The following is a 21,740-nucleotide window of genomic DNA, read 5'->3' as shown; positions in this document are numbered from 1 at the left end:
GGTCACCGCCCCAGGCCGAACGGGTTGCCGGCGGCGTGCGGGCTGAGCTTGACAGTGGGCGGGGCGGCCTGGTCGTACCACTCGGCCTGGCGGATCGCCTTCATGGCCTCCTTGCGGCCGGCCGGGTCGAGCCGGTCGACGAAGAGCACGCCGTCGAGGTGGTCGGTCTCGTGCTGCACGCAGCGGGCCATCAGGCCGGTGCCGACGATCTGCAACGGGTCGCCGTAGCCGTTGAAGCCCTTGGCGATCACGTTCTGCCGGCGCTTGGTGTCGAAGTAGAGCCCAGGGATGGACAGGCAGCCCTCCGGGCCGTCCTGTTCCTCCTCGTCCGGGAACTCCAGCACCGGGTTGACCAGGTGGCCGAGGACGTCGTCGACGTCGAAGGTGAACACCCGCAGGCCCACCCCGAGCTGCGGCGCGGCGAGGCCGGCGCCGCTCTGCTCGCGCATCGTGTCGGTCAGGTCGGCGATCAGCTTGCGCAGCTCGGCGTCGAAGTCGACGACCGGGTCGGCCGGCGTGCGCAGCACCGGATCGCCGAACAGACGGATGGGCTGGACGGTCACTCGGCGTGGCTCCTTGTCTGGGTCGAACGATGCGCGTCCAGTCTACGGAGTCGGCCCGGCCGCGCCGGGTGGCGTACCGGGAACGGTGACCGGGGACGCCTCCCGCCCGACGCGCACCGGCAGCGTGGCGTGACCACGCAGCGTGAGCCGCACCCGCCGCTCGGGCCGGCCGGCCACGGCGAGCCCGGGCAGCCGGCGCAGCAGCAGCGGGAACGCCACCTGCGCCTCCAGCCGGGCCAGCGCCGCGCCGAGGCAGTAGTGCGGCCCCGCGCCGAAGGACAGCGGGTGCACCTGCGGACGCCACGGGTCGAAGCGGGCCGGTTCCGGATAGCGGCGCGGGTCACGGTTCGCCGCGCCGAGCATCACGATCACCCAGCTCTCCGGCGGCAGGTCGACGTCGCCGTACCGGGCCGGCGCGGTGCTCATCCGGGACGTGAGCTGCACCGGCGAGTCGTAGCGCAGCAGCTCGTCGACGTAGCCGGGGGCGAACTCCGGGTGCTCGGCCAGCGCCGCCGCGGCGCGCGGGTGCTCCAGCAGCGCCACCAGGCCGTTGCCGAGCAGGTTGGTGGTGGTCTCGAAACCGGCCACCAGCAGCACGATGAGGTTGGCCAGCAACTCGTCGCCGGAGAGCCGGTCACCGCCGTCGTGCGCCTGCACCAGCGCGGTGGTCAGGTCGTCGGCCGGCGCCCGGCGGCGGGTCGCCACCAGCTCGGTGAAGTAGGCGCGCAGCTCGCTCGCCCCCCGGTCGGCGACGGCCAGCTCCTCTTCGGTGATCTCCGGTTCGAGCACGCCGGTCAGGTCGGTGGCCCAGCGGCGGAACAGCGGCCGGTCCGCCGCCGGCACGCCGAGCAGCGCGCAGATCACCCCGACCGGCAGCGGGTACGCGAACGCGGCCATGAAGTCGACCGGCCCTTCGGCGGCGAGCATCGCGTCGATCAGCTCGTCGGCCTGCGCCTGCACCACGTCGCGCATGGCGGCGATCCGGCGCGGGGTGAACGCGCCGGCCGCCAGCCGGCGCATCCGGCTGTGGTCGGGCGGGTTGGTGCGCAGCATCGACCGGGAGATCGACAGAATCGCCGGGCTCTCCCGCCAGCCGGGCATGAACTGGTCGCGCAGGGCGTCGTCCATCACCCCGAACCGCGCGTCGCGCAGGATCGCGTCGGCCTCGGCGTACCCGGTGACCGCGAAGAAGACCGGGCCGGCCTGGACCACCGGGCCGTGTGCGCGCAGCCGCTCGTACGTCGGATAGGGGTCTACGCGACCCTCGGGGGACATCAGCAGTGCGAGCGCGTCGGCAGGGTCCACGATCCGCCTCCCCAGGCATCGGAGACCCTCATCATGCTCCGTGCCGCCCGACCGTGGTCAACCCGTCACGGCGAGGTGGCGGTGTCCCCGGCTCTCAGGCCCCCGCGCCCGGCTCCCCGGCCAGCACCGGGCCGCCGTCGAGCAGCGCGTGCTCGGGCAGCGGCAGCGCGATGCCGTGGGCGTCCTCCCAGTCGTGGATCAGCCCCGGCCGGGTCTGGGCGGTGAAGAAGTCGACAGCGCTCATCCCGCCGACCACCGGCTCGTCCACCTCGGCGACCAGCCGGGCGGCGACCATCGGCAGTCCGGCGCGCACCGCCGCGCTGAGCCGCCGGTGCCCGTCGACGACGAAGAAGTACTCGCCGGTGTAGCCGATGCTCAACGGCTCCGGCTCCTCGCCGCTCTCGGCCAGCTCGGCGGCGAGGTCGGCGTCCCAGAGGCCCCGCAGCGCCGACACGTCCTCGGTCGGGTAGACCCGGTTCGGGTCGAGCAGCAGCAACGGCTGACCGGCGCGCAGCACGTCCGCGCCGAGCCGGCCCTCGTAGACGTCGATCACGTGCTGGATGACCTGTTCCGGGTTGGCCCGGGTGGTGTCGCAGATCAGGTCGTAGTTGCGCAGGCGGGCCTTGTCGACGCCGTAGCGGACGATGAACCGGCCCCGCTCGCTCTCGCTGCGCTCGCGCAGCTTGGCCCGCGCCTCCTCCAGCGAGGTGTAGCTCTCAGCCGGGCCGGACGGGCGGGCCAGCACGCGCCGGGCCGCCTCGGTCGGCTCGGTGATCATGTGCACCTTGAGCGCGTCGGTGAAGAAGTGCCAGGCCAGGCGGGAGTCCATGACCAGCGACTCGCCGGAGGCGGCGATGTCGCGCTGAAGCTGGTCGACGTAGCCGTCGACGGCCTGGTCCAGCTCGGCGTGCAGGTTGAGCTGCAGGGCGGTCATCTGCCGCTCCTGGGCCATCTGGCGGTAGAGGTCGCCGACGCTGACCCGGCGCAGCCCCAGCCGCTTGGCGATCTCGACCGAGACGGTGCTCTTGCCACTGCCGAGGTCACCGTTGAAGACGATCGACTGACGAACGGTCACGACTGGTCCACCCCTGCTCACCGGCTGACTGACGACATCGAATCCGTGTCGGCCCGACGTGCTCTGGCACCCGCCGCGCCGCGTCCCGCACGGGGAAAACCGCGCGCCTGGCATGACGGGCGATGCTATCACCGCCCGCTACCCAATTGCCGGACCAGGTGTGCGGCAAACCCCAGCTCACGACCGTGCGCGAAGGGCCGCGTGCGCAGTGTCACGCGGCTGCCGGCGGTCAGAACAGGACGAGCGGATCGACCTGCAGGCGTACCGGATCGGCGGCCTTGCGGGCGCTGCGCTGCCCGGCGGCGGCGTGCAGCGCCTCGGCCAGCGCGGCGGCCCGGGACCGCGGCACCCGCACGAGCATCCGCTCCCGGCCCTCGTCGGCCGGCACCGGACCGAGCACCTCGGCGTCGCCCGGCAGCCGGGCTCCGGCGAGCAGGTCGGCCACCGCCTCGGCGACGCCGGTGACGCTCGCCATCCGGACCGCCGGGGGGAAGCCCAGCTCGCGCCGCTCGGCCAGTTCGCGGGCGGCGAACCAGGCCGAGTCCCAGCGCAGCAGCGCCTGCACCGGCGCGAGCGCGCCGTCGGCGACCACCACCACCCGGCCACCGGCCGTACCCGGCCGGGCCAGCGCGGCGGCGGCCATCCACCGCCGCAGCGCCTCCTCACCGGCCCGCAGGTCGGCCCGGGTCAGCAGCGCCCACGAGTCGAGCAGCAGCACCGCGCCGTAGCCGCCGTCGGCCACCGGCTCGGCGCCCGGCGTGGCGATCACCAGCCCGGCCCCGCCCGGCACCATGGCGAGCACCTCCTCCCGCCCCGAGGTGCGCACCGGCACGCCCGGGAACGCCCGGCCCAGCTCCTCGGCCGTGCGCCGGGCGCCGGTGACCGAGGCGCGCAGCCGCCGCCCACCGCACTCCGGGCAGGCGTACGCGGCGGTCACCCGGCCGCACCAGCGGCAGGCGGGCGTGCCCTGCGCCGAGGGCAGCGCGAGCGGCCCGGCGCAGTGCGGGCAGCGGGCCGGGGCCCGGCAGTCCGCGCAGGCCACCGACGGCACGTAACCGCGGCGCGGCACCTGCACCAGCACCGGCAGGTCCGCGCGCAGCGCGTCCCGGGCGCTGGTCCAGGCCAGGCTCGGCAGCCGCGCCGAGGCCGCGCCGGGATCGCGGGCGAGTTGCGGGTCGTCGCCGGTGGGCGCCATGGCTGGGGTACGCGCGCGCACCACCGCCCGGTCGGCCACCACCTCCCGGGCCCAGGACGTCTCCACCAGCAGTTGCGCCTCGGCGCTGCGGGCGTACCCGCCGACGAGGGCGGCGGCGTCGCCGAGGTGCGCCCGGGTGAGCAGCACGTCCCGGGCGTGCGGGTAGGGCGCGCGGGGCTCGGCGTGCAGATCGTCGCCGTCGTCCCAGATCGCCACCAGGCCGAGCCGGTCCACCGGGGCGAACATGGCCGCGCGGGTGCCGATCACCACTGCCACGTCGCCGCGCCGGGCGGCCAGGAAGGCCCGGTAGCGGCGGGCCGGGCCGTCGGCGGCGGTGAGACGCACGTGCCGCCCCGCGCCGAGCACCGCGGTCAGGGCGGCGTCGAGCCGGTCCAGGTCACGTGCGTCGGCCACCACGACCACGGCGCCCCGGCCGCCGGCCACCGTGGCGGCCACCGTGTCGGCGTACCGGTCGGCCCAGTCCTCCCCCGGCAGCGCCGACCACACCGCGCGCGCGGGCCGGCCGTCGGTGAGCGCCCGCAGCAGCGCCGGCCCGGCCGGGTAGTCCCGCCAGCCGCGCGGATCCACCTCCGCCCGGGCGTCCGCGTCGGCGGACGCGGGGGCGGCGGCGGACGGCGCGGGGGCGGAGCTGCCGTCGGGTGCGGGGGCGTCGGTGGGCGCGGTGGCGTCGGCGGACGGCGCCTCGGCGGTGACGGCCTTCTCGGCGCGGGCGTGCCGGGGCGGCACGGCCAGCCGGAGCACGTCGGCGAGGCTGCCCGCGTACCGGTCGGCGACCGCGCGGGCCAGCCGGGCCACCTCCGGGGAGAGCACCGGCACCGGCGAGACGACCTTCTCCAGGTACGCCAGCTTCGGGTGCTCGGAGGACTCGGCGCGCTCCAGCAGCCAGCCGTCGACGAGCTGCCCGGCGAAGCGCACCTTCACCCGTACCCCGGGCTGCGCCTCGGCGTCGAGCGCCGCCGGCACCAGGTAGTCGAACGGGCGGTCCAGGTGCGGCAGGGGCACGTCCACGCAGACGCGCGCGACCGGCGACCCCTGCGCGGGTCGCCGGTCGCGGCGCGTGGCGGCGGTCAGGCTCCCGCGGCCGACTTGAGGTCGGCGGCCCGGTCGGTGCCCTCCCAGGTCAGGTCCGGCAGCTCCCGGCCGAAGTGGCCGTACGCGGCGGTCTGCTGGTAGATCGGGCGGAGCAGGTGCAGGTCCCGGATGATGGCGGCCGGGCGCAGGTCGAACACCTCGGCGACGGCCTTCTCGATCGAGGCCACCGGCACGGTCTCGGTGCCGAACGTCTCGATGAACAGGCTCACCGGGTGGGCCTTGCCGATCGCGTACGCGACCTGGGCCTCGCACCGCTCGGCCAGCCCGGCGGCGACCACGTTCTTGGCCACCCAGCGCATCGCGTACGCGGCCGAGCGGTCCACCTTCGACGGGTCCTTGCCGGAGAACGCGCCGCCGCCGTGGCGCGCGTACCCGCCGTAGGTGTCCACGATGATCTTCCGGCCGGTCAGGCCGGCGTCACCCATCGGGCCGCCGATCTCGAAGCGCCCGGTCGGGTTGACCAGCAGCCGGTAGCCCTCGGTCTCCAGGCCGAGGCCCTCCAGCTCCGGGTTGATGACGTGGTCCCGGATGTCCGGGGTGAGCAGCGACTCCAGCGAGATGTCGGCCGCGTGCTGGCTGGACACGACAACTGTGTCGAGCCGGACCGGGCGCAGCCCGTCGTACTCGATGGTGACCTGGGTCTTGCCGTCCGGCCGCAGGTAGGGGATGGTGCCGTCCTTGCGGACCGTGGCGAGCCGGCGCGCCAGCCGGTGCGCCAGCGCGATCGGCAGCGGCATCAGCTCGGGCGTCTCGGAGCAGGCGAAGCCGAACATCATGCCCTGGTCACCGGCGCCCTGCGCGTCCAGCGCGCTCTCCGACCCGCCGGTACGCAGCTCGAAGGCGTTGTCGACGCCCTGGGCGATGTCCGGCGACTGGGCGCCGATGGACACGCTGACGCCGCAGGACGCGCCGTCGAAGCCCTTCTTCGACGAGTCGTACCCGATGCCGAGGATGGTCTCCCGGACGATGGTCGGGATGTCGGCGTACGCCTTCGTGGTCACCTCGCCGGCCACGTGCACCTGGCCGGTGGTGATCAACGTCTCCACCGCGACCCGGCTGTGCGGGTCCTGGGCGAGCAGCGCGTCGAGAATGCCGTCACTGATCTGGTCGGCGATCTTGTCCGGGTGGCCCTCCGTGACCGATTCGGACGTGAAGAGACGTGTCACGGCACTCCTAAGCATGTGAAGACTTTTAAAGGTCGCTCGGCGGCAGTTTAGCCATCCCGTTCCGCCGTGACCCCCTGATCGCGGGCCGACCAACCGTCAGGAACGTGACGGCAGCCGCGGACAGACGAGGTCCCAGACGGCGTCGGCCAGGGCCTCCTTGGGCTGCTCGGCCAGCCGGTGAACGGCGCCGTCGGCGGCGATCACGGTGGCCGCGTTGGTGTCGGCGCCGAAGACCTTGTCCACGCCGACCTCGTTGACGACGATCATGTCAGCCCCCTTGCGGGCCAGCTTGGCCCGGCCGTTGGCCTCCGCGTCGTCGGTCTCCGCGGCGAAGATCACCAGCACCTGCCCGGGGCGGCGGACGCGCCCCAGCTCGGCGGCGATGTCCGGGTTGGTGACCAGCTCGATGGTCGGCGCGACACCGTCGTCGGACTTCTTGATCTTCCCGGTGGCGTAGCTGGCCGGCCGGAAGTCGGCGGGCGCGGCGGCCATCACCACGGCGTCCGCGTCGGCGGCGGCCGCCAGCGTCGCCGTGCGCAGCTCCTCGGTGGTGCCCACCCGGACCAGGTCCACCCCGGCCGGGTCGGGCAGCGCCACGTTCGCCGCGACAAGCGTAACGCGGGCGCCCCGGGCGACGGCGGCGCGGGCGAACGCGTACCCCTGCTTGCCGGACGACCGGTTGCCCAGGAACCGGACCGGGTCCAGCGGCTCCCGGGTGCCGCCGGCGGTGACCACGACGTGCCGGCCCGCCAGGTCGGCCTCGGCGCCGGCGCCGCGCGCCAGGGCCCGGCGGGCGACCGCGAAGATCTCCGCCGGGTCGGGCAGCCGGCCCTTGCCGGTGTCCCGCCCGGTGAGCCGGCCCACGGCCGGCTCGATCACCCGGACGCCGCGCGAGCGCAGCGTGGCCACGTTCGCCACGGTGGCCGGGTGCTCCCACATCTCGGTGTGCATGGCCGGCGCCAGCAGCACCGGGCAGCGCGCGGTCAGCAGCGTGTTCGTGAGCAGGTCGTCGGCGAGGCCGTGGGCGGCCTTGGCGATCAGGTCGGCGGTGGCCGGGGCGACCACGACCAGGTCGGCGTGCTGCCCGAGCCGCACGTGCGGGACCTCGTGCACGTCGGACCAGACGTCGTCGGCCACCGGCTGGCCGGACAGGGCCGCCCAGGTCGGCGCCCCGACGAAGCGGAGCGCCGAGGCGGTCGGCACCACCCGGACCCGGTGACCCGACTCGGTGAAGAGCCGGAGCAGCTCACACGCCTTGTAGGCGGCGATGCCGCCGCCGACCCCGAGGACGATCTCGGCGGGCATCGGCGCGGGCGCGGTTACGGCTGGTCGGTCGGCTCGGCGGTGAGCAGGCCCGAGTTGATCTCACGCATGGCGATGGAGAGCGGCTTCTCCTGGGGGGTGGTCTCCACCAGCGGGCCGACGTACTCCAGCAGGCCCTCACCGAGCTGGCTGTAGTAGGCGTTGACCTGACGGGCGCGCTTGGCGGCGAAGATGACCAGCGCGTACTTCGAGGTGGTCTTCTCGAGCAGCTCGTCGATCGGCGGGTTGGTGATGCCCTCGGGGTTGGTGGCGATGGATCCCACGAATTAAACCTCTGCGTCTCGTGCGCCGCCCGCGGGCGGTCGGGCCGGAGCCAGGAAGGACGAACCGAGCAATCCTACCAGTTCCGCCGCGGCGCGCTCGGTGCGGTCGTGCGCCACGGCGTGGGCGAAGGCCGCCGCGACGTCCGGGTCGGCCCGGTACGCCGGCGGCGCGAGCAGCACCAGCCGGGCGTCCGGCGCCGCCGCCCGGACCGTCAGCGCGCCGGCCAGGTCCAGCGGCAGCAGCACCGGAGATCCGCCGGCGAGCCGGGCCCGCACCGGCGCGCGGGGCACCCCCCGGCGGTACGGGCCGATGCGGCACCACTCCAGCAGCTCGCCCGCGGCGATCAGACGGTCGAAGCCGACCGGGTCGAGGAAGACGCGGTCCACGCCGTCCCGCTCGTCCGGGCGCGGCGGCCGGGTGGTGGCGACCACCGGCACCCAGACAGACGCAAGGCGCGCCCGGACCGCCTCGACCACACTGCTCCGGCCGGCCCCGGAGGGACCGGACAGGACAGTGAGCCGAGCCGCCGAGCGCGCCTCGTCATCCGTGCTCACCGCTTGTTTCTACACGGCGGGCCGTTCAGTTCGCGGCGAACTCTCCGAGCAGAGCCTTGCGCTGCTGCTCGCCGAGGCCGCGCAGGCGACGGCTGTCCGCGATCTTGAGCTTCTCCATGATCTGGGTGGCCCGGATCTTGCCGATGCCCGGCATCGCCTGGAGCACGGCCGAAACCTTCAGCTTGCCCACGACGTCGTCGGACTCGGCCCGCTCGAGGACGGTGGCGAGGGTGGTCTTGCCCTGCTTGAGCTGCTCCTTCAGCTCAGCGCGGGCCTTGCGGATCTCCGCGGCCTTCTCCAGCGCGGCAGCGCGCTGTTCGGGGGTCAGTGACGGGAGCGGCACCAGTTCTCCTCAGGTCCCTAGTACGGCGGGCGGAGCGCCCCACCGCATCTGTGAAACGTGGTGTCGCTGGCAACCAAAGGGGTCCGTGGTTCCCAGCGCGGGGAAAACTAGCGGTCAACGGAGATTTCGGCAACGTGGGCGCGCGATGATCAACGGAAAGTGACCGAGCCGTCAGTCAGCCTACGGCGTTCAGGGCGGTCCGGCACTCCGCCAGCGCCCGCTCGGCGGCGGCGCGCAGACCGGCCGGGTCCGGTCCCGCGCCGAGCACCTCCCGGGAGTACGACGGGAGCACCGACGGCAGCGCGGCGCCGAAGACGGTACGCAACCCGGCGGGCGTGCCACCCTGCGCGCCCAGGCCCGGCGCGAGCAGCGGACCGTTCACCGAGCCGAGGTCGTGACCGGTCTCACCGACCGTCGCGCCGACCACCAGACCGAAGCTGCCGAGCGGCTCCGCACCCCGGTTGAGCTGGGAAATCTCGTCGATCACGGTCTGCGCGACGGTGCGCCCGTCGGCCCCGACGGCCCGCTGCACGGAGGCACCCTCCGGGTTCGAGGTGAGGGCCAGGACGAAGACCCCGCCACCGTGCTCGGCGGCGGTGGAGAACATCGGCGCGAGTGAACCTACTCCCAGGTAGGGGCTCGCGGTCACCGCATCGACATACATCGGGCTGGATGGATCGAGGTACGCCGAGGCGTACGCGGCAACCGTCGATCCGATGTCGCCGCGCTTGACGTCAAGCAGAACGAGCGCTCCCAAATCTCGCAACTGTCGGATAGTTGACTCAAGCACCCCGACCCCTCGCGAGCCGAAGCGCTCGAAGAACGCCGACTGCGGCTTGACCACCGCCACCCGGTCCCCGATCGCCTCCACCACCGTGCGGCAGAACCGGTCGAGTCCGTCGACGTCGTCGGGCAGCCCCCAGTCGGCCAGCAGCCCGGGGTGCGGGTCGATACCCACGCAGAGCGGTCCCCGGTCCGCCACGGCCCGGTGCAGTCGGGCGCCGAACGTCTCCATCGCGTCTCTCCTCTCCCCGCGGCCCCGGGCCGCCTGGGCGTCTGGCGACGGCCTTCCCGTCGCGCCCTGTCGAACTCGGCCGGGCTCAGCCGGCCTTCACCGCCGCGGCGACCCCGGCCGCGATCCGGGCCACGTCCGCGGCGTCGCAGACGTACGGCGGCATGGTGTAGACGAGATCCCGGAACGGCCGCAGCCACACCCCCTGCGCCACCGCTGCGGCCGTGGCGCGCGGCAGGTCCACGTCGTGGTCGAGCTGCACCACCCCGATCGCGCCGAGCACGCGTACGTCGGCCACGCCGGGCGCGCCACGCAACGGCGCCAGGCCGGTCCGCAGGCCCTCGGCGATCCCCGCCACCCGGCCGGCCCAGTCCCCGGCCCGCAGCAGGTCCAGGGAGGCGTTGGCGACCGCGCAGGCGAGCGGGTTGCCCATGAACGTCGGTCCGTGCGCCAGCACCCCGTCGGCGGAGATCGCCCGTGCCACCTCGGGCGTGCACAGCGCCGCGGCCAGCGTCAGGTAGCCGCCGGTGAGCGCCTTGCCCACGCAGAGCACGTCCGGGGCGACCCCGGCGTGCTCGGCGGCGAACATCTTCCCGGTCCGGCCGAAGCCCGTGGCGATCTCGTCGAAGACGAGCAGGATGCCGTGCCTGCGGGTCACCTCGCGCAGCACCCGCAGATAGTGCGGGTGGTGGAACCGCATGCCCCCGGCGCCCTGGACCACGGGCTCGACGATCACCGCGGCCAGCTCGTCGGCGTGCCGCTCCACCGCGTCCACCAGAGCCGCCTCGTACGCCGGGTCCGGCGGCGCGTCGAAGCCGGGCGGCGGCGCCGGCGCGAAGACCTGCCGGGGCAGCACGTCGCCCCAGAGGTGGTGCATGCCGCCCTCCGGGTCGCAGACGCTCATCGGGTGGAACGTGTCGCCGTGGTAGCCGCCCCGCCAGGTGCCCAGCCGGCGGCGCTGCGGGCGTCCCAGCGCCCGCTGGTACTGCAGGCACATCTTCACCGCGACCTCGACGCTCACCGAGCCGGAGTCGGCCAGGAAGACGTGTTCCAGGCCGTCCGGGGTCAGCTCGACGAGGGTGCGCGCCAGGCGTACCGCGGGCTCGTGGGTGAGGCCGCCGAACATCACGTGGCTCATCCGCCCGAGCTGATCGGTCACCGCGGCGTCGAGCACCGGGTGCCGGTAGCCGTGGATCGCCGCCCACCACGACGACATACCGTCGACCAGCTCCCGCCCGTCCGCCAGCCGCAGCCGCACCCCTTCGGCGCTGTCGACCAGGTACGGCGAGCTCGCGGGCGGCATCGCGGCGTACGGATGCCACACGTGCCGCCGATCGGCTTCCAGGATCTCCTCAGGCGTCATGACTCCTCCTCCGTCCCCACCCCACCCCCGCCGCCGCCCCTCCCCCTCTCTCCCCCGCGATCTTGCGGTTGCTGCCCCTGCCGCGCCCGGAACGGGTGGTATGCCGGGGCGGAAAGTGCAAGATCGCGCGGGGAGAGAGGGGGTGGCGGGGTGGGTCAGGGGTGGGTGGTTCGGGTTATGGCTCTCGTGAGGGCGGGGCCGCGGTAGATGAAGCCGGTGTAGAGCTGGACCAGGGACGCGCCGGCGTCGAACATGCGGGTGGCGTCGTCCGGGTCGAGGATGCCGCCGACGCCGATCACCGGCAGCCGTCCCCCGGTCTCCCGGTGCACGAAGGCGACCATCTCCCGGGCCCGTACGGTGAGCGGCCGGCCGGACAGGCCGCCCGTCTCCGCGCCCCGCGCCCGGTCCGCCGGGGCCAGGCCGTCACGGGCGAGCGTGGTGTTCGTGGCGATGACCCCGGCGGCGCCGCGGTCGAGGCAGACCTCCAGCAGCTCGGCCACGGCCGGCTCGGTGAGGTCCGGGGCGATCTTCACCAGCACCGGCTTCTCCCCCACCAACGCGGCGAGCAGCGCGTCCAGGTGGGACCGGTCCTGAAGCGACCGCAGCCCGGGGGTGTTCGGTGAGGACACGTTCACGGCGAAGTAGTCGCCGTGTCCCTTGAGCGCCCGGTAGGAGTCGAGGTAGTCCTCGACGGCCTGATCCAACGGGGTCACCTTGGACTTGCCGAGCGAGATGCCCAGCGGCACGCCGAGCGGGCGTGGCAGCGCCGCCAGCCGGTCGGCGAGCGCCGCCGCGCCCGCGTTGTTGAAGCCCATCCGGTTGACCACCGCTTCGCTGTCGCGCAGCCGGAACAGCCGGGGCCGGGGGTTGCCCGGCTGGGCGTGCGCGGTCACGGTGCCGACCTCGACGAAGCCGAAGCCCAGCGCCGGCCACGCGGGCAACGCGAGTCCGTTCTTGTCCATCCCGGCGGCCAGCCCGACCGGGTTGGGAAACCGCACCCCGAACACGGTGCGCGGCGCGGACCGGAAGTACGCCGCGCGCAGCGCCGCCAGAAGCGCGGGCCGCCGCGACACCGCCGCGAGCCGCGCCAGGGTCCACTCGTGCGCCCCCTCGGCGTCCCCGCCCGCGAGCGAGAACAGCCGGGGCCGCACCACCTTCTCGAAGATCACGCCCCGGCCCCCGGCCCGGTGATCATGAGGTTGGCGGCGAAGTGGATCTCCGAATCCGCCGCCAACCTCATGATCGACGCGTGGAGGCGCGCTGTCACTCGCCCGCCCGGAGGGCGGCGTGCAGGTCCTGCAGCGGGCGGACCTTCAGGTCGCCCCGGATGCGGGCCTCGATGCCCATGACCGCGGCGGCGGCGCCGGGCACAGTGGTCACGCACGGAATGTCCACGCTCACCGCCGCGCTGCGGATCTCGTACCCGTCCGAGCGGGCGCTCGCGCCGGAGCCCTGCGGCGTGTTCACCACGAGCGCCACGTCCCCGCCGAGGATCAGCGAGACCGCGTCCGCGCCCTCACCCGACTCGTAGTGCTTGCGGATCTGCTCGCAGGCGATGCCGTGCCGGCGCAGCACCTCGGCCGTGCCGGTGGTGGCCACGATCTCGAAGCCCAGGTCGGCCAGGCGCTTGATCGGGAAGATCATGCCGCGCTTGTCCCGGTTGGCGACCGAGACGAAGATCTTCCCGGCGGTGGGCAGCGACCCGTACGCGGCGGCCTGGGACTTGGCGAACGCCTGCCCGAAGCCGGTGTCGATGCCCATCACCTCGCCGGTGGACTTCATCTCCGGGCCGAGCAGCACGTCGATGCCCTTGCCGGAGGGGGTGCGGAACCGCTTGAACGGCAGCACCGCCTCCTTGACCGCGATCGGCGCGTCGGCCGGCATGGTGCCGCCGTCACCGGTGGGCGGAAGCATCCCCTCGGCACGCAGCTGCGCGATGGTGGCGCCGAGCGCGATCCGGGCCGCCGCCTTGGCCAGCGGCACCGCCGTGGCCTTCGAGACGAACGGCACGGTACGGGAGGCACGCGGGTTGGCCTCCAGCACGTAGAGCATGTCGCCCTGCAGCGCGTACTGGACGTTGAGCAGGCCGCGCACCCCGACGCCGCGGGCGATCTCCTCGGTGTAGCGGCGCACCTGGGCCAGATGCGAGCCGGCCAGGGTGATCGGCGGCAGCGCGCACGACGAGTCGCCGGAGTGGATGCCGGCCTCCTCGATGTGCTCCATCACGCCGCCCAGGTAGACGTCGCCCTCGGCGTCCACGAGCGCGTCCACGTCGATCTCGATGGCGTCGTCCAGGAACCGGTCCACCAGCACCGGGCGGTCCGGCGAGATGGCGGTGGCCCGGCCGATGTAGTCGCGCAGCGTGGCGTCGTCGTACACGATCTCCATGCCGCGCCCGCCGAGCACGTACGAGGGGCGGACCAGGACCGGGTACCCGATCTCGTCGGCGATCGCCTTCGCCTCGTCGTACGACGTGGCCATGCCGTGCGCCGGCGCGCGCAGCCCGGCCCGGGACAGCACCGCGCCGAACGCGCCGCGCTCCTCGGCCAGGTGGATCGACTCCGGGGAGGTCCCGACGATCGGCACCCCGGCGTTCTTGAGCCGCTGGGCCAGGCCGAGCGGCGTCTGCCCGCCGAGCTGGACGATCACCCCGATGACGCCGGGCCCGCCGGCGGCCTTGCCGGAGGAGTCCTCGGCGTGCCAGACCTCCAGCACGTCCTCGAACGTCAGCGGCTCGAAGTAGAGCCGGTCGGCGGTGTCGTAGTCGGTGGAGACGGTCTCCGGGTTGCAGTTGACCATGACGGTCTCGTAGTCGACGGCCCGGAGCGCCTGGACCGCGTGCACGCACGAGTAGTCGAACTCGATGCCCTGACCGATCCGGTTCGGCCCGGAGCCCAGGATGAGCACCTTCGGCCGCGCCGAGGGCGCCACCTCGGTCTCCGAGTCGTAGGTCGAGTAGTGGTACGGCGTGGTCGCCTCGAACTCGGCCGCGCAGGTGTCCACCGTCTTGTAGACCGGCCGGACGCCGAGCCGGTGGCGCAGCGTGCGGACGCCGTCCTCGGCGGCCAGCTCGGGACGCAGCGCGGCGAGCTGCCGGTCGGACAGGCCGGCGCGCTTGGCCCGGCGCAGCAGGCCGGCGTCGAGCACCGGCGCGTCGACGATCTCGGCGCGCAGCTCCACCAGCGAGGCGATCTGGTCCAGGAACCACGGGTCCATGCCACCTGATGCCTCGGACACCTCGGCGATCGACGCGCCCAGGCGCAGCGCCCGCTCGACGGTGTAGAGCCGGCCGTCGTGCGGCGTCCGCAGCGCCGCGAGGGTGTTCTCCTTCGTGGCGCCGTCGGGGTCCGGAGTCGTCCAGAAACCGGATGCCTTGGTCTCCATCGAGCGCATCGCCTTGTTCAGCGCCTCGGTGAAGTTGCGGCCCAGGCTCATCGCCTCGCCCACCGACTTCATGGTGGTGGTCAGCTCCGGGTCGGCGCCGGGGAACTTCTCGAACGCGAACCGGGGGATCTTCACCACCACGTAGTCGAGCGTCGGCTCGAACGCCGCAGGCGTCTTGAGCGTGATGTCGTTCGGGATCTCGTCCAGCGTGTAGCCGATGGCGAGCTTCGCGGCGATCTTCGCGATCGGGAAGCCGGTCGCCTTCGATGCCAGCGCCGAGGAACGCGACACGCGGGGGTTCATCTCGATCACGACGATCCGGCCGTCGGCCGGGTTGACCGCGAACTGGATGTTGCAGCCGCCGGTGTCCACCCCGACCTCGCGCAGCACCGCGATACCGAGGTCACGCAGCCGCTGGTACTCCCGGTCGGTGAGCGTCATCGACGGCGCGACGGTGACGCTGTCGCCGGTGTGCACGCCCATCGGGTCGACGTTCTCGATCGAGCAGACCACCACCACGTTGTCGTGGCGGTCGCGCATCAGTTCGAGCTCGTACTCCTTCCAGCCGAGCACGCTCTCCTCGATGAGCACCTCGTGCACCGGGCTGGCCGCCAGGCCCGAACCGGCGATGCGCTCCAGGTCCTCGTCGGTGTGCGCCATGCCGGAACCGAGGCCGCCCATGGTGAACGACGGCCGGATGACCACCGGCAGGCCCAGGTCGGCGACCGTCTCGCGGACCTCGTCCATCGAGTGGCAGACCCGCGAGCGGGGCACCAGCGCGGACGGATCCGCCAGGCCCAGCCGTACGCCGGCCTTCGCGACGATCTCCTTGAACAGCTGCCGGTCCTCGCCCCGGTTGATCGCCTCGATGTTCGCGCCGATCAGCTCGACGCCGTACTTCTCCAGCACGCCGGCCTCGTGCAGCGCGACGGCGGTGTTCAGCGCGGTCTGCCCGCCGAGCGTCGGCAGCAGCGCGTCGGGGCGCTCCTTGGCGATGACCAGCTCGACGAACTCCGGGGTGATCGGCTCGACGTACGTGGCGTCGGCGAACTCCGGGTCCGTCATGATCGTCGCCGGGTTGGAGTTGACCAGGCTGACCCGGATCCCCTCGCTGCGCAGCACCCGGCAGGCCTGGGTGCCGGAGTAGTCGAACTCGCAGGCCTGTCCGATCACGATCGGCCCGGAGCCGATCACCATGACGTGCTTGAGGTCGGTCCGCTTAGGCATTCCTGCCGCCTTCACTCTGCTGCCGGTCGAAGCCACGGCCTTCGATCAACTCGGCGAAACGGTCGAAGAGGTAGTCCGCGTCGTGCGGGCCGGCCGCCGCCTCCGGGTGGTACTGGACGGTGAAAGCGGGGACGTCCACGCCCCGCAGCCCTTCGACCACGTTGTCATTGAGGCAGACGTGTGACACCTGGACACCGCCGAACTCGGTCTGGATCACCTGATCCGGCACCACGGCGCCGTCCCCGGCGCCCGGCACCTGCACCGCGAAACCGTGGTTGTGGCTGGTCACCTCGACCTTGCCGGTGACCCGGTCGAGCACCGGCTGGTTGATGCCGCGGTGGCCGTACCCGAGCTTGTAGGTGCCGAAGCCGAGCGCCCGGCCGAGGATCTGGCTGCCGAAGCAGATGCCGAACAGCGGGATCCGCCGGGCCAGCACCTCCCGGGCCAGCGCCACCGGGCCGTCGGCGGTCGCCGGGTCGCCCGGGCCGGGCGAGAAGAAGACCGCGTCCGCGCCGGTGGCGAGCAGGTCCTCGATCGTCGACCCGGCGGGCAGCACGTGGGTGGTGACGCCGCGGGCGGCGAGCCGCCGCGGCACGTTGCGCTTGATGCCCAGGTCCACGGCGGCCACCGTGAACCGGTGCTCGCCCTGCGCCTCGACGACGTACGGCTTGGCGGTGGTCACCTCGTCGGACAGGTTCGCGCCGATCATCTGCGGCGAGCGGCGCACCCGCTCCAGCAGGGCGGCCGGGTTGTCCTCGACGCTGGAGATGCCGACCCGCATCGCGCCGCGCTCGCGCAGGTGCCGGGTCAGCGCCCGGGTGTCCACCCCGCTGATGCCGACCACGCCCTCGGCGGCGAGCCGGTCCTCCAGCCCGCCGGTGGCGCGCCAGTTGGAGCTGATCCGGGCCGGATCGCGCACCACGTATCCGGCCACCCAGATCCGGTCGGACTCGTCGTCCTCACCGTTGACGCCGGTGTTGCCGATGTGCGGCGCGGTCTGCACCACCACCTGCCGGTGGTAGGAGGGGTCGGTGAGCGTCTCCTGGTAGCCGGTCATGCCGGTGTTGAAGACCGCCTCGCCGAAGGTCTCCCCGACGCTGCCGTACGCCTCGCCGTGGAACGTGCGCCCGTCCTCCAGGACGAGAATCGCCGATCTACGCTTCACCATTTACTTGACAGCCTTTCCGTCCAGGACCGTCGGCTCGCCGCGCAGGAAGGTCGCCACGATGCGACCCGGCAGCGTCATGCGGGCGTACGGGGTGTTGCGACTGCGGCTGGCCATCTCCGCCGGCTCGATGAGGCGGCGGGCGGCCGGGTCGACCAGGGTCAGGTTGGCCGGCACGCCGGGCGCCGGGTCGAGGCCGTGCCCGGCCAGCCCGGCGATGCGGGCCGGCGTGCGGGACATCCGCTCGGCGATCAGGTCCCAGCGCGGGCCGAACACGTCGAGCGCGATGGACAGCGCCGTCTCCAGGCCGAGCATGCCCGGCCGGGCGTACGCCCACTCGCACTCCTTGTCCTCCACGGCGTGCGGCGCGTGGTCGGTGGCGATGATGTCGATCACGCCCTCGGCCAGCGCCTCCCGCAGCGCGGCGATGTCGGCGGCGGTGCGCAGCGGCGGGTTGACCTTGAAGACCGGGTCGTAGCTCTCCGCCTTGGCGTCGGTCAGCAGCAGGTGGTGCGGGGTCACCTCGGCGGTGACCCGTACCCCGCGCGCCTTGGCCTGGCGCAGCACCTCGACGCTGCCGGCGGTGGAGACGTGGCAGACGTGCAGGCGGCTGCCCACGTGCTCGGCCAGCAGCACGTCCCGGGCGATGATCGCCTCCTCGGCGACGGCCGGCCAGCCGGTCAGGCCGAGGCGGGTGGACACCTCGCCCTCGTGCATCTGCGCGCCCTCGGTGAGCCGGGGCTCCTCGGCGTGCTGGGCGATCACGCCGTCGAACGCCTTGACGTACTCCAGCGCCCGGCGCATCAGTCGCGGGTCGGCCACGCAGTGCCCGTCGTCGGAGAAGATCCGCACCCCGGCGGCCGAGTCGGCCATCGCGCCCAGCTCGGCCAGGCGCTCGCCGGCCAGCCCGACGGTGACCGCGCCGATCGGCTGCACGTCGACCAGGCCGGCCTCCCGGCCGAGCCGCCACACCTGCTCGACCACGCCGGCGGTGTCGGCGACCGGCGAGGTGTTCGCCATCGCGCACACAGCCGTGTAGCCGCCGAGCGCCGCGGCCCGGGAGCCGGACTCGACGGTCTCGGCGTCCTCCCGGCCGGGCTCGCGCAGGTGGGTGTGCAGGTCGACCAGGCCGGGCAGCGCGACCAGGCCGGTCGCGTCGATGACTGTGGCGTCGTCGGCGGCGAGGCCGTCGCCGACGGCGGCCACCACGCCGTCGCGGATGAGCAGGTCGATCGGCTCGCCGCCGACCACACTGACGTTAGTGATGAGGTACGCGGTCACCGGTTGTTCCCTCCGAGCAGCAGGTAGAGCACGGCCATCCGCACGGAGACCCCGTTGGCGACCTGTTCGACGATGGTGGAGCGGGGCGAGTCGGCCACCTCGGGCGTGATCTCCATGCCCCGGTTCATCGGCCCGGGGTGCATGACGATCGCGTGCTCGGGCAGCCGGCGCATGCGCGGCCCGTCGAGCCCGTAGCGGCGGGCGTACTCCCGGGCCGACGGGAAGTAGGAGTCACCCATCCGTTCCCGCTGCACCCGCAGCATCATCACCACGTCCACATCTGGGAGAACGGCGTCGAGGTCGTAACAGACGTCGGTGCCGGGGGCCAGGGCGGCGGCGATGTCGACCGGGATGAGCGTGGGCGGGCCGATCAGGGTGACCTTCGCGCCGAGCGTGGACAGCAGCAGCACGTTGGAGCGGGCCACCCGGGAGTGCAGCACGTCGCCGACGATCGCCACGTGCAGGCCGTCGAGCCGGCCCAGCCGGGACCGCATCGTGTACGCGTCGAGCAGCGCCTGGGTGGGGTGCTCGTGGGTGCCGTCACCGGCGTTGACCACCGACCCGTCCACCCACTCGGCGAGCCGGTGCGGCGCGCCGGAGGCGGGGTGCCGGACGACAACCGCGTCCGCGCCCATCGCCTGCAGCGTCAGCGCGGTGTCCTTCAGGCTCTCCCCCTTGGTCACGCTGGAGCCCTTGGCGGAGAAGTTGATCACGTCGGCGCTGAGCCGCTTGGCGGCCGCCTCGAACGAGATCCGGGTCCGGGTGGAGTCCTCGTAGAAGAGGTTGACAACGGTGCGCCCGCGCAGCGCGGGCAGCTTCTTGACCTCACGCCCGGCCACCGTCGCCATCTCCGCGGCGGTGTCCAGAACCAGGGTGGCGGTGGCGGCGTCCAGGTCGGCGCCGGAGAGCAGGTGCCGGATCATGCGGGCGAACCCCCGTACAACTTGACCTCGTCCGTGCCGTCGGTCTCGGCGAGGGTGACCTTCACGTTCTCGGCCAGCGCGGTGGGGATGTTCTTGCCGACGTAGTCGGCGCGGATCGGGAGCTGACGGTGACCGCGGTCGACCAGGACGGCGAGTTGCACCGAGGCCGGGCGGCCGACGTCGCTGAGCGCGTCGAGCGCGGCCCGTACGGTGCGGCCGGAGAACAGCACGTCGTCGACGAGGATCACCCGCTTGCCGTCGATCCCGCCGGACGGCAGGTCGGTCGGCCCGACCGCGCGGGTGGCGTGCCGGCGCAGGTCGTCGCGGTAGAGCGTGATGTCGAGCACGCCGACCGGGACCGTCACGTCCTCGAAGGTGCTGATCCGGTCCGCGAGGCGGCGGGACAGCGGCACACCCCGGGTGGGGATGCCGAGCAGCACGGTGTCGGCGGCGCCCTGGGTCTTCTCCAGGATCTGGTGGGCGATGCGGTCGACCACCCGCGAAACGTCGGCAGCGGCGAGGATCACCTTCACCGAGGGTTGTCGCGGCGGTGACGAATGGGCAGCCGGTGGGTAGGCCACGGCGGACCTCCTTCCCCGCCTCACGGGACGGGTCGTTAAAGGACGTCTGGGTCGGCTCCGGGGGCCCGCGCGGGGCCCGGACCGGGGCTTCACGCCACGTTACCAGCGGTCACCGGACCGCCCGCCGCCGGTCCTGACCTGCTGGTCAGCCCGCAGAAATGCGGACAAGCCACACGAGCGCCCCGGGCCCGGTGGACACCACCACTTGACCACGTGTCGCAATCCCCGTACCGTCACGCTCCGTAGCGATAGCTGGGAGAACCCCGAGCAGCACTGGGAGTGTCCGAATGCCCTCTGAATACGCCAAGTCGCTGGGCGCCCGCCTGCGCTCCATCCGCCAGCAGCAGGGTCTGTCCCTGCAGGGGGTGGAGGAGAAGTCGAACGGGCGGTGGAAGGCCGTGGTGGTCGGCTCGTACGAGCGTGGCGACCGCGCCGTCACCGTGTCCCGCCTGGCGGAACTGGCCGACTTCTACCGTGTTCCCGTCTCGGAGCTGCTGCCCGACGGCAGCGGGGTGCGTCACGAGCCCACCAGCAAGATCGTGCTGGACCTGGAGCGGCTCTACGACGAGGCCTCCGAGGACCTGGCCTACGTCGCCCGCTACGCGCGCGCCATCCAGCAGCAGCGCGGCGACTACAACGGCCGGGTGCTCTCCATCCGCGCCGACGACCTGCGCGCCCTCGCGATCGTCTACGACGCCTCACCGTCGGGGCTGATCGAGCGGCTGACCGAGCACGGTGTGCTGGTCGCCGACCCCCGGGCGTTCTTCGCGTCCTGACATCCCGTACGAGAAGGGCCCGTGCCGTCCGGCACGGGCCCTTTCGTCGTCGCGGCGCGGAGCGCGGGGCTCAGCGGGAGGCGTACTCGGCGATCCGGCCGAGGATGCCGTTGAGGAACCGGGGCGAGTCGTCCGTCGACATCTGCCGGGCCAGCTCCACCGCCTCGCTGATCGCCACCGCGTCGTCGATCTCGTCGACGTAGAGCAGCTCGTACACAGCGATCCGGGCCAGGTTGCGGTCGACCACCGGCATCCGGTCCAGCGTCCACCCCTCGGCGTAGCTGGCGATCGTCTCGTCGATCCGGTCAAGGTGCGCCGCCACGCCCTCGACCAGCCCGACCGCGTAGCCGAGGTGGTCGGGGCGCGGCTGCTCGATCCGCTCCAGGTAGCCGGCGAGCACCTCGACCGGCGGGCGGTCCCGCAGGTCGGCCTCGAAGAGCACGTCCAGCGCCCGCTTGCGCGCCTTGCGACGCGCCGGCATCTGCTGCTTGGGGCCCTCGGCCATCAGGCTCGGCCGAGGTAACGGCCGTCGCGGGTGTCGACCTTGATCTTCTCACCGGTGGTGATGAACAGCGGCACCTGCACTGTGGCGCCGGTCTCGACGGTGGCCGGCTTGTTGCCGCCGGTCGACCGGTCGCCCTGCAGGCCCGGCTCGGTGTAGGTGACCTCGAGCACGACCGAGGTCGGCAGCTCGATGTACAGCGGCACGCTCTCGTGGGTGGCGACAGTCGCCTCGGCCTCGGGGAGGAGGTAGTTGGCGGCCTCGCCGACGGTGGCGCCCGGGACGGTGATCTGGTCGAACGTCTCCAGATCCATGAAGACGTAGTCCTCGCCGTCGGCGTACAGGTACTGCATGGTGCGCTTGTCCACGGTCGCGGTCTCGACCTTGGTGCCCGCGTTGAAGGTCTTGTCGACCACCTTGCCGGACAGCACGTTCTTCAGCGTGGTGCGCACGAAGGCACCACCCTTACCAGGCTTGACGTGCTGGAACTCGACGACGGCCCACAGCTCGCCGTCCAGGTTGAGTACCAGGCCGTTCTTCAGGTCGTTGGTGGTGGCCATTTCCTGCCTTGATCATCAATTGGCGGACAGACCGTCCAAGTCTACTCGCCCTGTCGAATCGGACT

At 73.1% G+C, this 21,740-nt stretch carries 20 protein-coding genes; 1 reads left to right on the top strand and 19 read right to left on the bottom strand.

Annotation, left to right across the window (positions count from 1 at the left end; all coding sequences use genetic code 11):
• Positions 1–2: 2 nt before the first annotated feature.
• From def to pyrR, 17 genes are all read right to left on the bottom strand, one after another.
• Positions 3–563 carry a peptide deformylase gene (gene def / locus AMK25_RS09240; protein ID WP_043324943.1) on the bottom strand — a complete coding sequence of 187 codons (561 nt, stop codon included), beginning with the start codon at positions 561–563 and terminating at the stop codon, positions 3–5.
• A gap of 42 nt (positions 564–605) precedes the next feature.
• Entirely contained in the window at positions 606–1,838 is a 1,233-nt protein-coding gene (locus tag AMK25_RS09235; protein ID WP_443189904.1) for a cytochrome P450, read from the bottom strand.
• A gap of 124 nt (positions 1,839–1,962) precedes the next feature.
• Positions 1,963–2,943 carry an AAA family ATPase gene (locus AMK25_RS09230; RefSeq protein ID WP_073827695.1) on the bottom strand — a complete coding sequence of 327 codons (981 nt, stop codon included), beginning with the start codon at positions 2,941–2,943 and terminating at the stop codon, positions 1,963–1,965.
• A 229-nt stretch (positions 2,944–3,172) separates the two neighbouring features.
• Positions 3,173–5,167 carry a primosomal protein N' gene (locus AMK25_RS09225; protein ID WP_073827694.1) on the bottom strand — a complete coding sequence of 665 codons (1,995 nt, stop codon included), beginning with the start codon at positions 5,165–5,167 and terminating at the stop codon, positions 3,173–3,175.
• 59 nt (positions 5,168–5,226) lie between these two features.
• Positions 5,227–6,432 carry a methionine adenosyltransferase gene (gene metK / locus AMK25_RS09220; RefSeq protein WP_073827693.1) on the bottom strand — a complete coding sequence of 402 codons (1,206 nt, stop codon included), beginning with the start codon at positions 6,430–6,432 and terminating at the stop codon, positions 5,227–5,229.
• An 81-nt stretch (positions 6,433–6,513) separates the two neighbouring features.
• Complete coding sequence (gene coaBC / locus AMK25_RS09215; protein ID WP_073827692.1) at positions 6,514–7,722, bottom strand: bifunctional phosphopantothenoylcysteine decarboxylase/phosphopantothenate--cysteine ligase CoaBC; 1,209 nt, start codon at positions 7,720–7,722, stop codon at positions 6,514–6,516.
• A 14-nt stretch (positions 7,723–7,736) separates the two neighbouring features.
• Positions 7,737–8,003, bottom strand: coding sequence for a DNA-directed RNA polymerase subunit omega (gene rpoZ, locus AMK25_RS09210; RefSeq protein ID WP_025617742.1), 267 nt, complete (start codon positions 8,001–8,003; stop codon positions 7,737–7,739).
• Between the two features lie 3 nt (positions 8,004–8,006).
• The gene (locus tag AMK25_RS09205; RefSeq protein ID WP_073827691.1) at positions 8,007–8,558 is read right to left on the bottom strand and encodes a guanylate kinase; all 552 of its coding nucleotides are present in this window, start codon (positions 8,556–8,558) and stop codon (positions 8,007–8,009) included.
• Positions 8,559–8,583: 25 nt separating this feature from the next.
• Positions 8,584–8,901, bottom strand: coding sequence for an integration host factor, actinobacterial type (gene mihF, locus AMK25_RS09200; RefSeq protein ID WP_013285515.1), 318 nt, complete (start codon positions 8,899–8,901; stop codon positions 8,584–8,586).
• Positions 8,902–9,076: 175 nt separating this feature from the next.
• Positions 9,077–9,916, bottom strand: a complete 840-nt coding sequence (gene pyrF, locus AMK25_RS09195) for an orotidine-5'-phosphate decarboxylase (protein ID WP_073827690.1) — start codon at positions 9,914–9,916, stop codon at positions 9,077–9,079.
• An 85-nt stretch (positions 9,917–10,001) separates the two neighbouring features.
• Entirely contained in the window at positions 10,002–11,276 is a 1,275-nt protein-coding gene (locus AMK25_RS09190) for an adenosylmethionine--8-amino-7-oxononanoate transaminase (protein ID WP_073827689.1), read from the bottom strand.
• Between the two features lie 155 nt (positions 11,277–11,431).
• Positions 11,432–12,445: a quinone-dependent dihydroorotate dehydrogenase gene (locus AMK25_RS09185; RefSeq protein WP_073827688.1), complete on the bottom strand. Its 1,014-nt coding sequence runs from the start codon at positions 12,443–12,445 to the stop codon at positions 11,432–11,434.
• A 94-nt stretch (positions 12,446–12,539) separates the two neighbouring features.
• Positions 12,540–15,887, bottom strand: coding sequence for a carbamoyl-phosphate synthase large subunit (gene carB / locus AMK25_RS09180; RefSeq protein WP_073827687.1), 3,348 nt, complete (start codon positions 15,885–15,887; stop codon positions 12,540–12,542).
• The gene (carA, locus tag AMK25_RS09175) at positions 15,880–17,052 is read right to left on the bottom strand and encodes a glutamine-hydrolyzing carbamoyl-phosphate synthase small subunit (protein WP_198937490.1); all 1,173 of its coding nucleotides are present in this window, start codon (positions 17,050–17,052) and stop codon (positions 15,880–15,882) included. Before carA ends, carB begins: the two co-directional genes overlap by 8 nt.
• Before the next feature lie 3 nt (positions 17,053–17,055).
• Positions 17,056–18,333: a dihydroorotase gene (locus tag AMK25_RS09170; protein ID WP_073827685.1), complete on the bottom strand. Its 1,278-nt coding sequence runs from the start codon at positions 18,331–18,333 to the stop codon at positions 17,056–17,058.
• A complete protein-coding gene (locus AMK25_RS09165; RefSeq protein ID WP_073827684.1) occupies positions 18,330–19,256 on the bottom strand; it encodes an aspartate carbamoyltransferase catalytic subunit in 927 nt (308 codons plus the stop codon). Before AMK25_RS09165 ends, AMK25_RS09170 begins: the two co-directional genes overlap by 4 nt.
• A complete protein-coding gene (gene pyrR, locus AMK25_RS09160; RefSeq protein WP_073827683.1) occupies positions 19,253–19,837 on the bottom strand; it encodes a bifunctional pyr operon transcriptional regulator/uracil phosphoribosyltransferase PyrR in 585 nt (194 codons plus the stop codon). The genes AMK25_RS09165 and pyrR overlap by 4 nt, the downstream gene beginning before the upstream one ends.
• A gap of 287 nt (positions 19,838–20,124) precedes the next feature.
• Between pyrR and bldD the strand changes: the two genes are divergently transcribed.
• Complete coding sequence (gene bldD, locus AMK25_RS09155) at positions 20,125–20,613, top strand: transcriptional regulator BldD (protein ID WP_013285505.1); 489 nt, start codon at positions 20,125–20,127, stop codon at positions 20,611–20,613.
• 70 nt (positions 20,614–20,683) lie between these two features.
• On the opposite strand, the gene nusB is transcribed toward bldD, so the two are convergent.
• Both nusB and efp read right to left on the bottom strand, forming a co-directional pair.
• The gene (gene nusB, locus AMK25_RS09150; RefSeq protein WP_174534511.1) at positions 20,684–21,094 is read right to left on the bottom strand and encodes a transcription antitermination factor NusB; all 411 of its coding nucleotides are present in this window, start codon (positions 21,092–21,094) and stop codon (positions 20,684–20,686) included.
• Between the two features lie 23 nt (positions 21,095–21,117).
• Entirely contained in the window at positions 21,118–21,675 is a 558-nt protein-coding gene (gene efp / locus AMK25_RS09145; RefSeq protein ID WP_073827682.1) for an elongation factor P, read from the bottom strand.
• Positions 21,676–21,740 lie beyond the last annotated feature (65 nt).

Origin of the sequence: Micromonospora sp. TSRI0369, from assembly GCF_001905625.1 — a bacterium.
GTDB lineage: Bacteria > Actinomycetota > Actinomycetes > Mycobacteriales > Micromonosporaceae > Micromonospora > Micromonospora echinospora_A.
The sequence above is the reverse complement of the archived record's forward strand: the minus strand, read 5'-3'. Positions and strand labels throughout refer to the sequence as shown.

Excerpts from the sequence above, each read along its gene's own strand:
- AMK25_RS09235 (WP_443189904.1), bottom strand. The coding sequence starts at position 1,838 with ATGTCCCCCGAGGGTCGCGTAGACCCCTATCCGACGTACGAGCGGCTG.
- metK (WP_073827693.1), bottom strand. The coding sequence starts at position 6,432 with ATGCTTAGGAGTGCCGTGACACGTCTCTTCACGTCCGAATCGGTCACG.
- coaBC (WP_073827692.1), bottom strand. The coding sequence starts at position 7,722 with ATGCCCGCCGAGATCGTCCTCGGGGTCGGCGGCGGCATCGCCGCCTAC.
- pyrF (WP_073827690.1), bottom strand. The coding sequence starts at position 9,916 with ATGGAGACGTTCGGCGCCCGACTGCACCGGGCCGTGGCGGACCGGGGA.
- AMK25_RS09190 (WP_073827689.1), bottom strand. The coding sequence starts at position 11,276 with ATGACGCCTGAGGAGATCCTGGAAGCCGATCGGCGGCACGTGTGGCAT.
- carB (WP_073827687.1), bottom strand. The coding sequence starts at position 15,887 with ATGCCTAAGCGGACCGACCTCAAGCACGTCATGGTGATCGGCTCCGGG.
- AMK25_RS09165 (WP_073827684.1), bottom strand. The coding sequence starts at position 19,256 with ATGATCCGGCACCTGCTCTCCGGCGCCGACCTGGACGCCGCCACCGCC.
- bldD (WP_013285505.1), top strand. The coding sequence starts at position 20,125 with ATGCCCTCTGAATACGCCAAGTCGCTGGGCGCCCGCCTGCGCTCCATC.
- nusB (WP_174534511.1), bottom strand. The coding sequence starts at position 21,094 with ATGCCGGCGCGTCGCAAGGCGCGCAAGCGGGCGCTGGACGTGCTCTTC.
- efp (WP_073827682.1), bottom strand. The coding sequence starts at position 21,675 with ATGGCCACCACCAACGACCTGAAGAACGGCCTGGTACTCAACCTGGAC.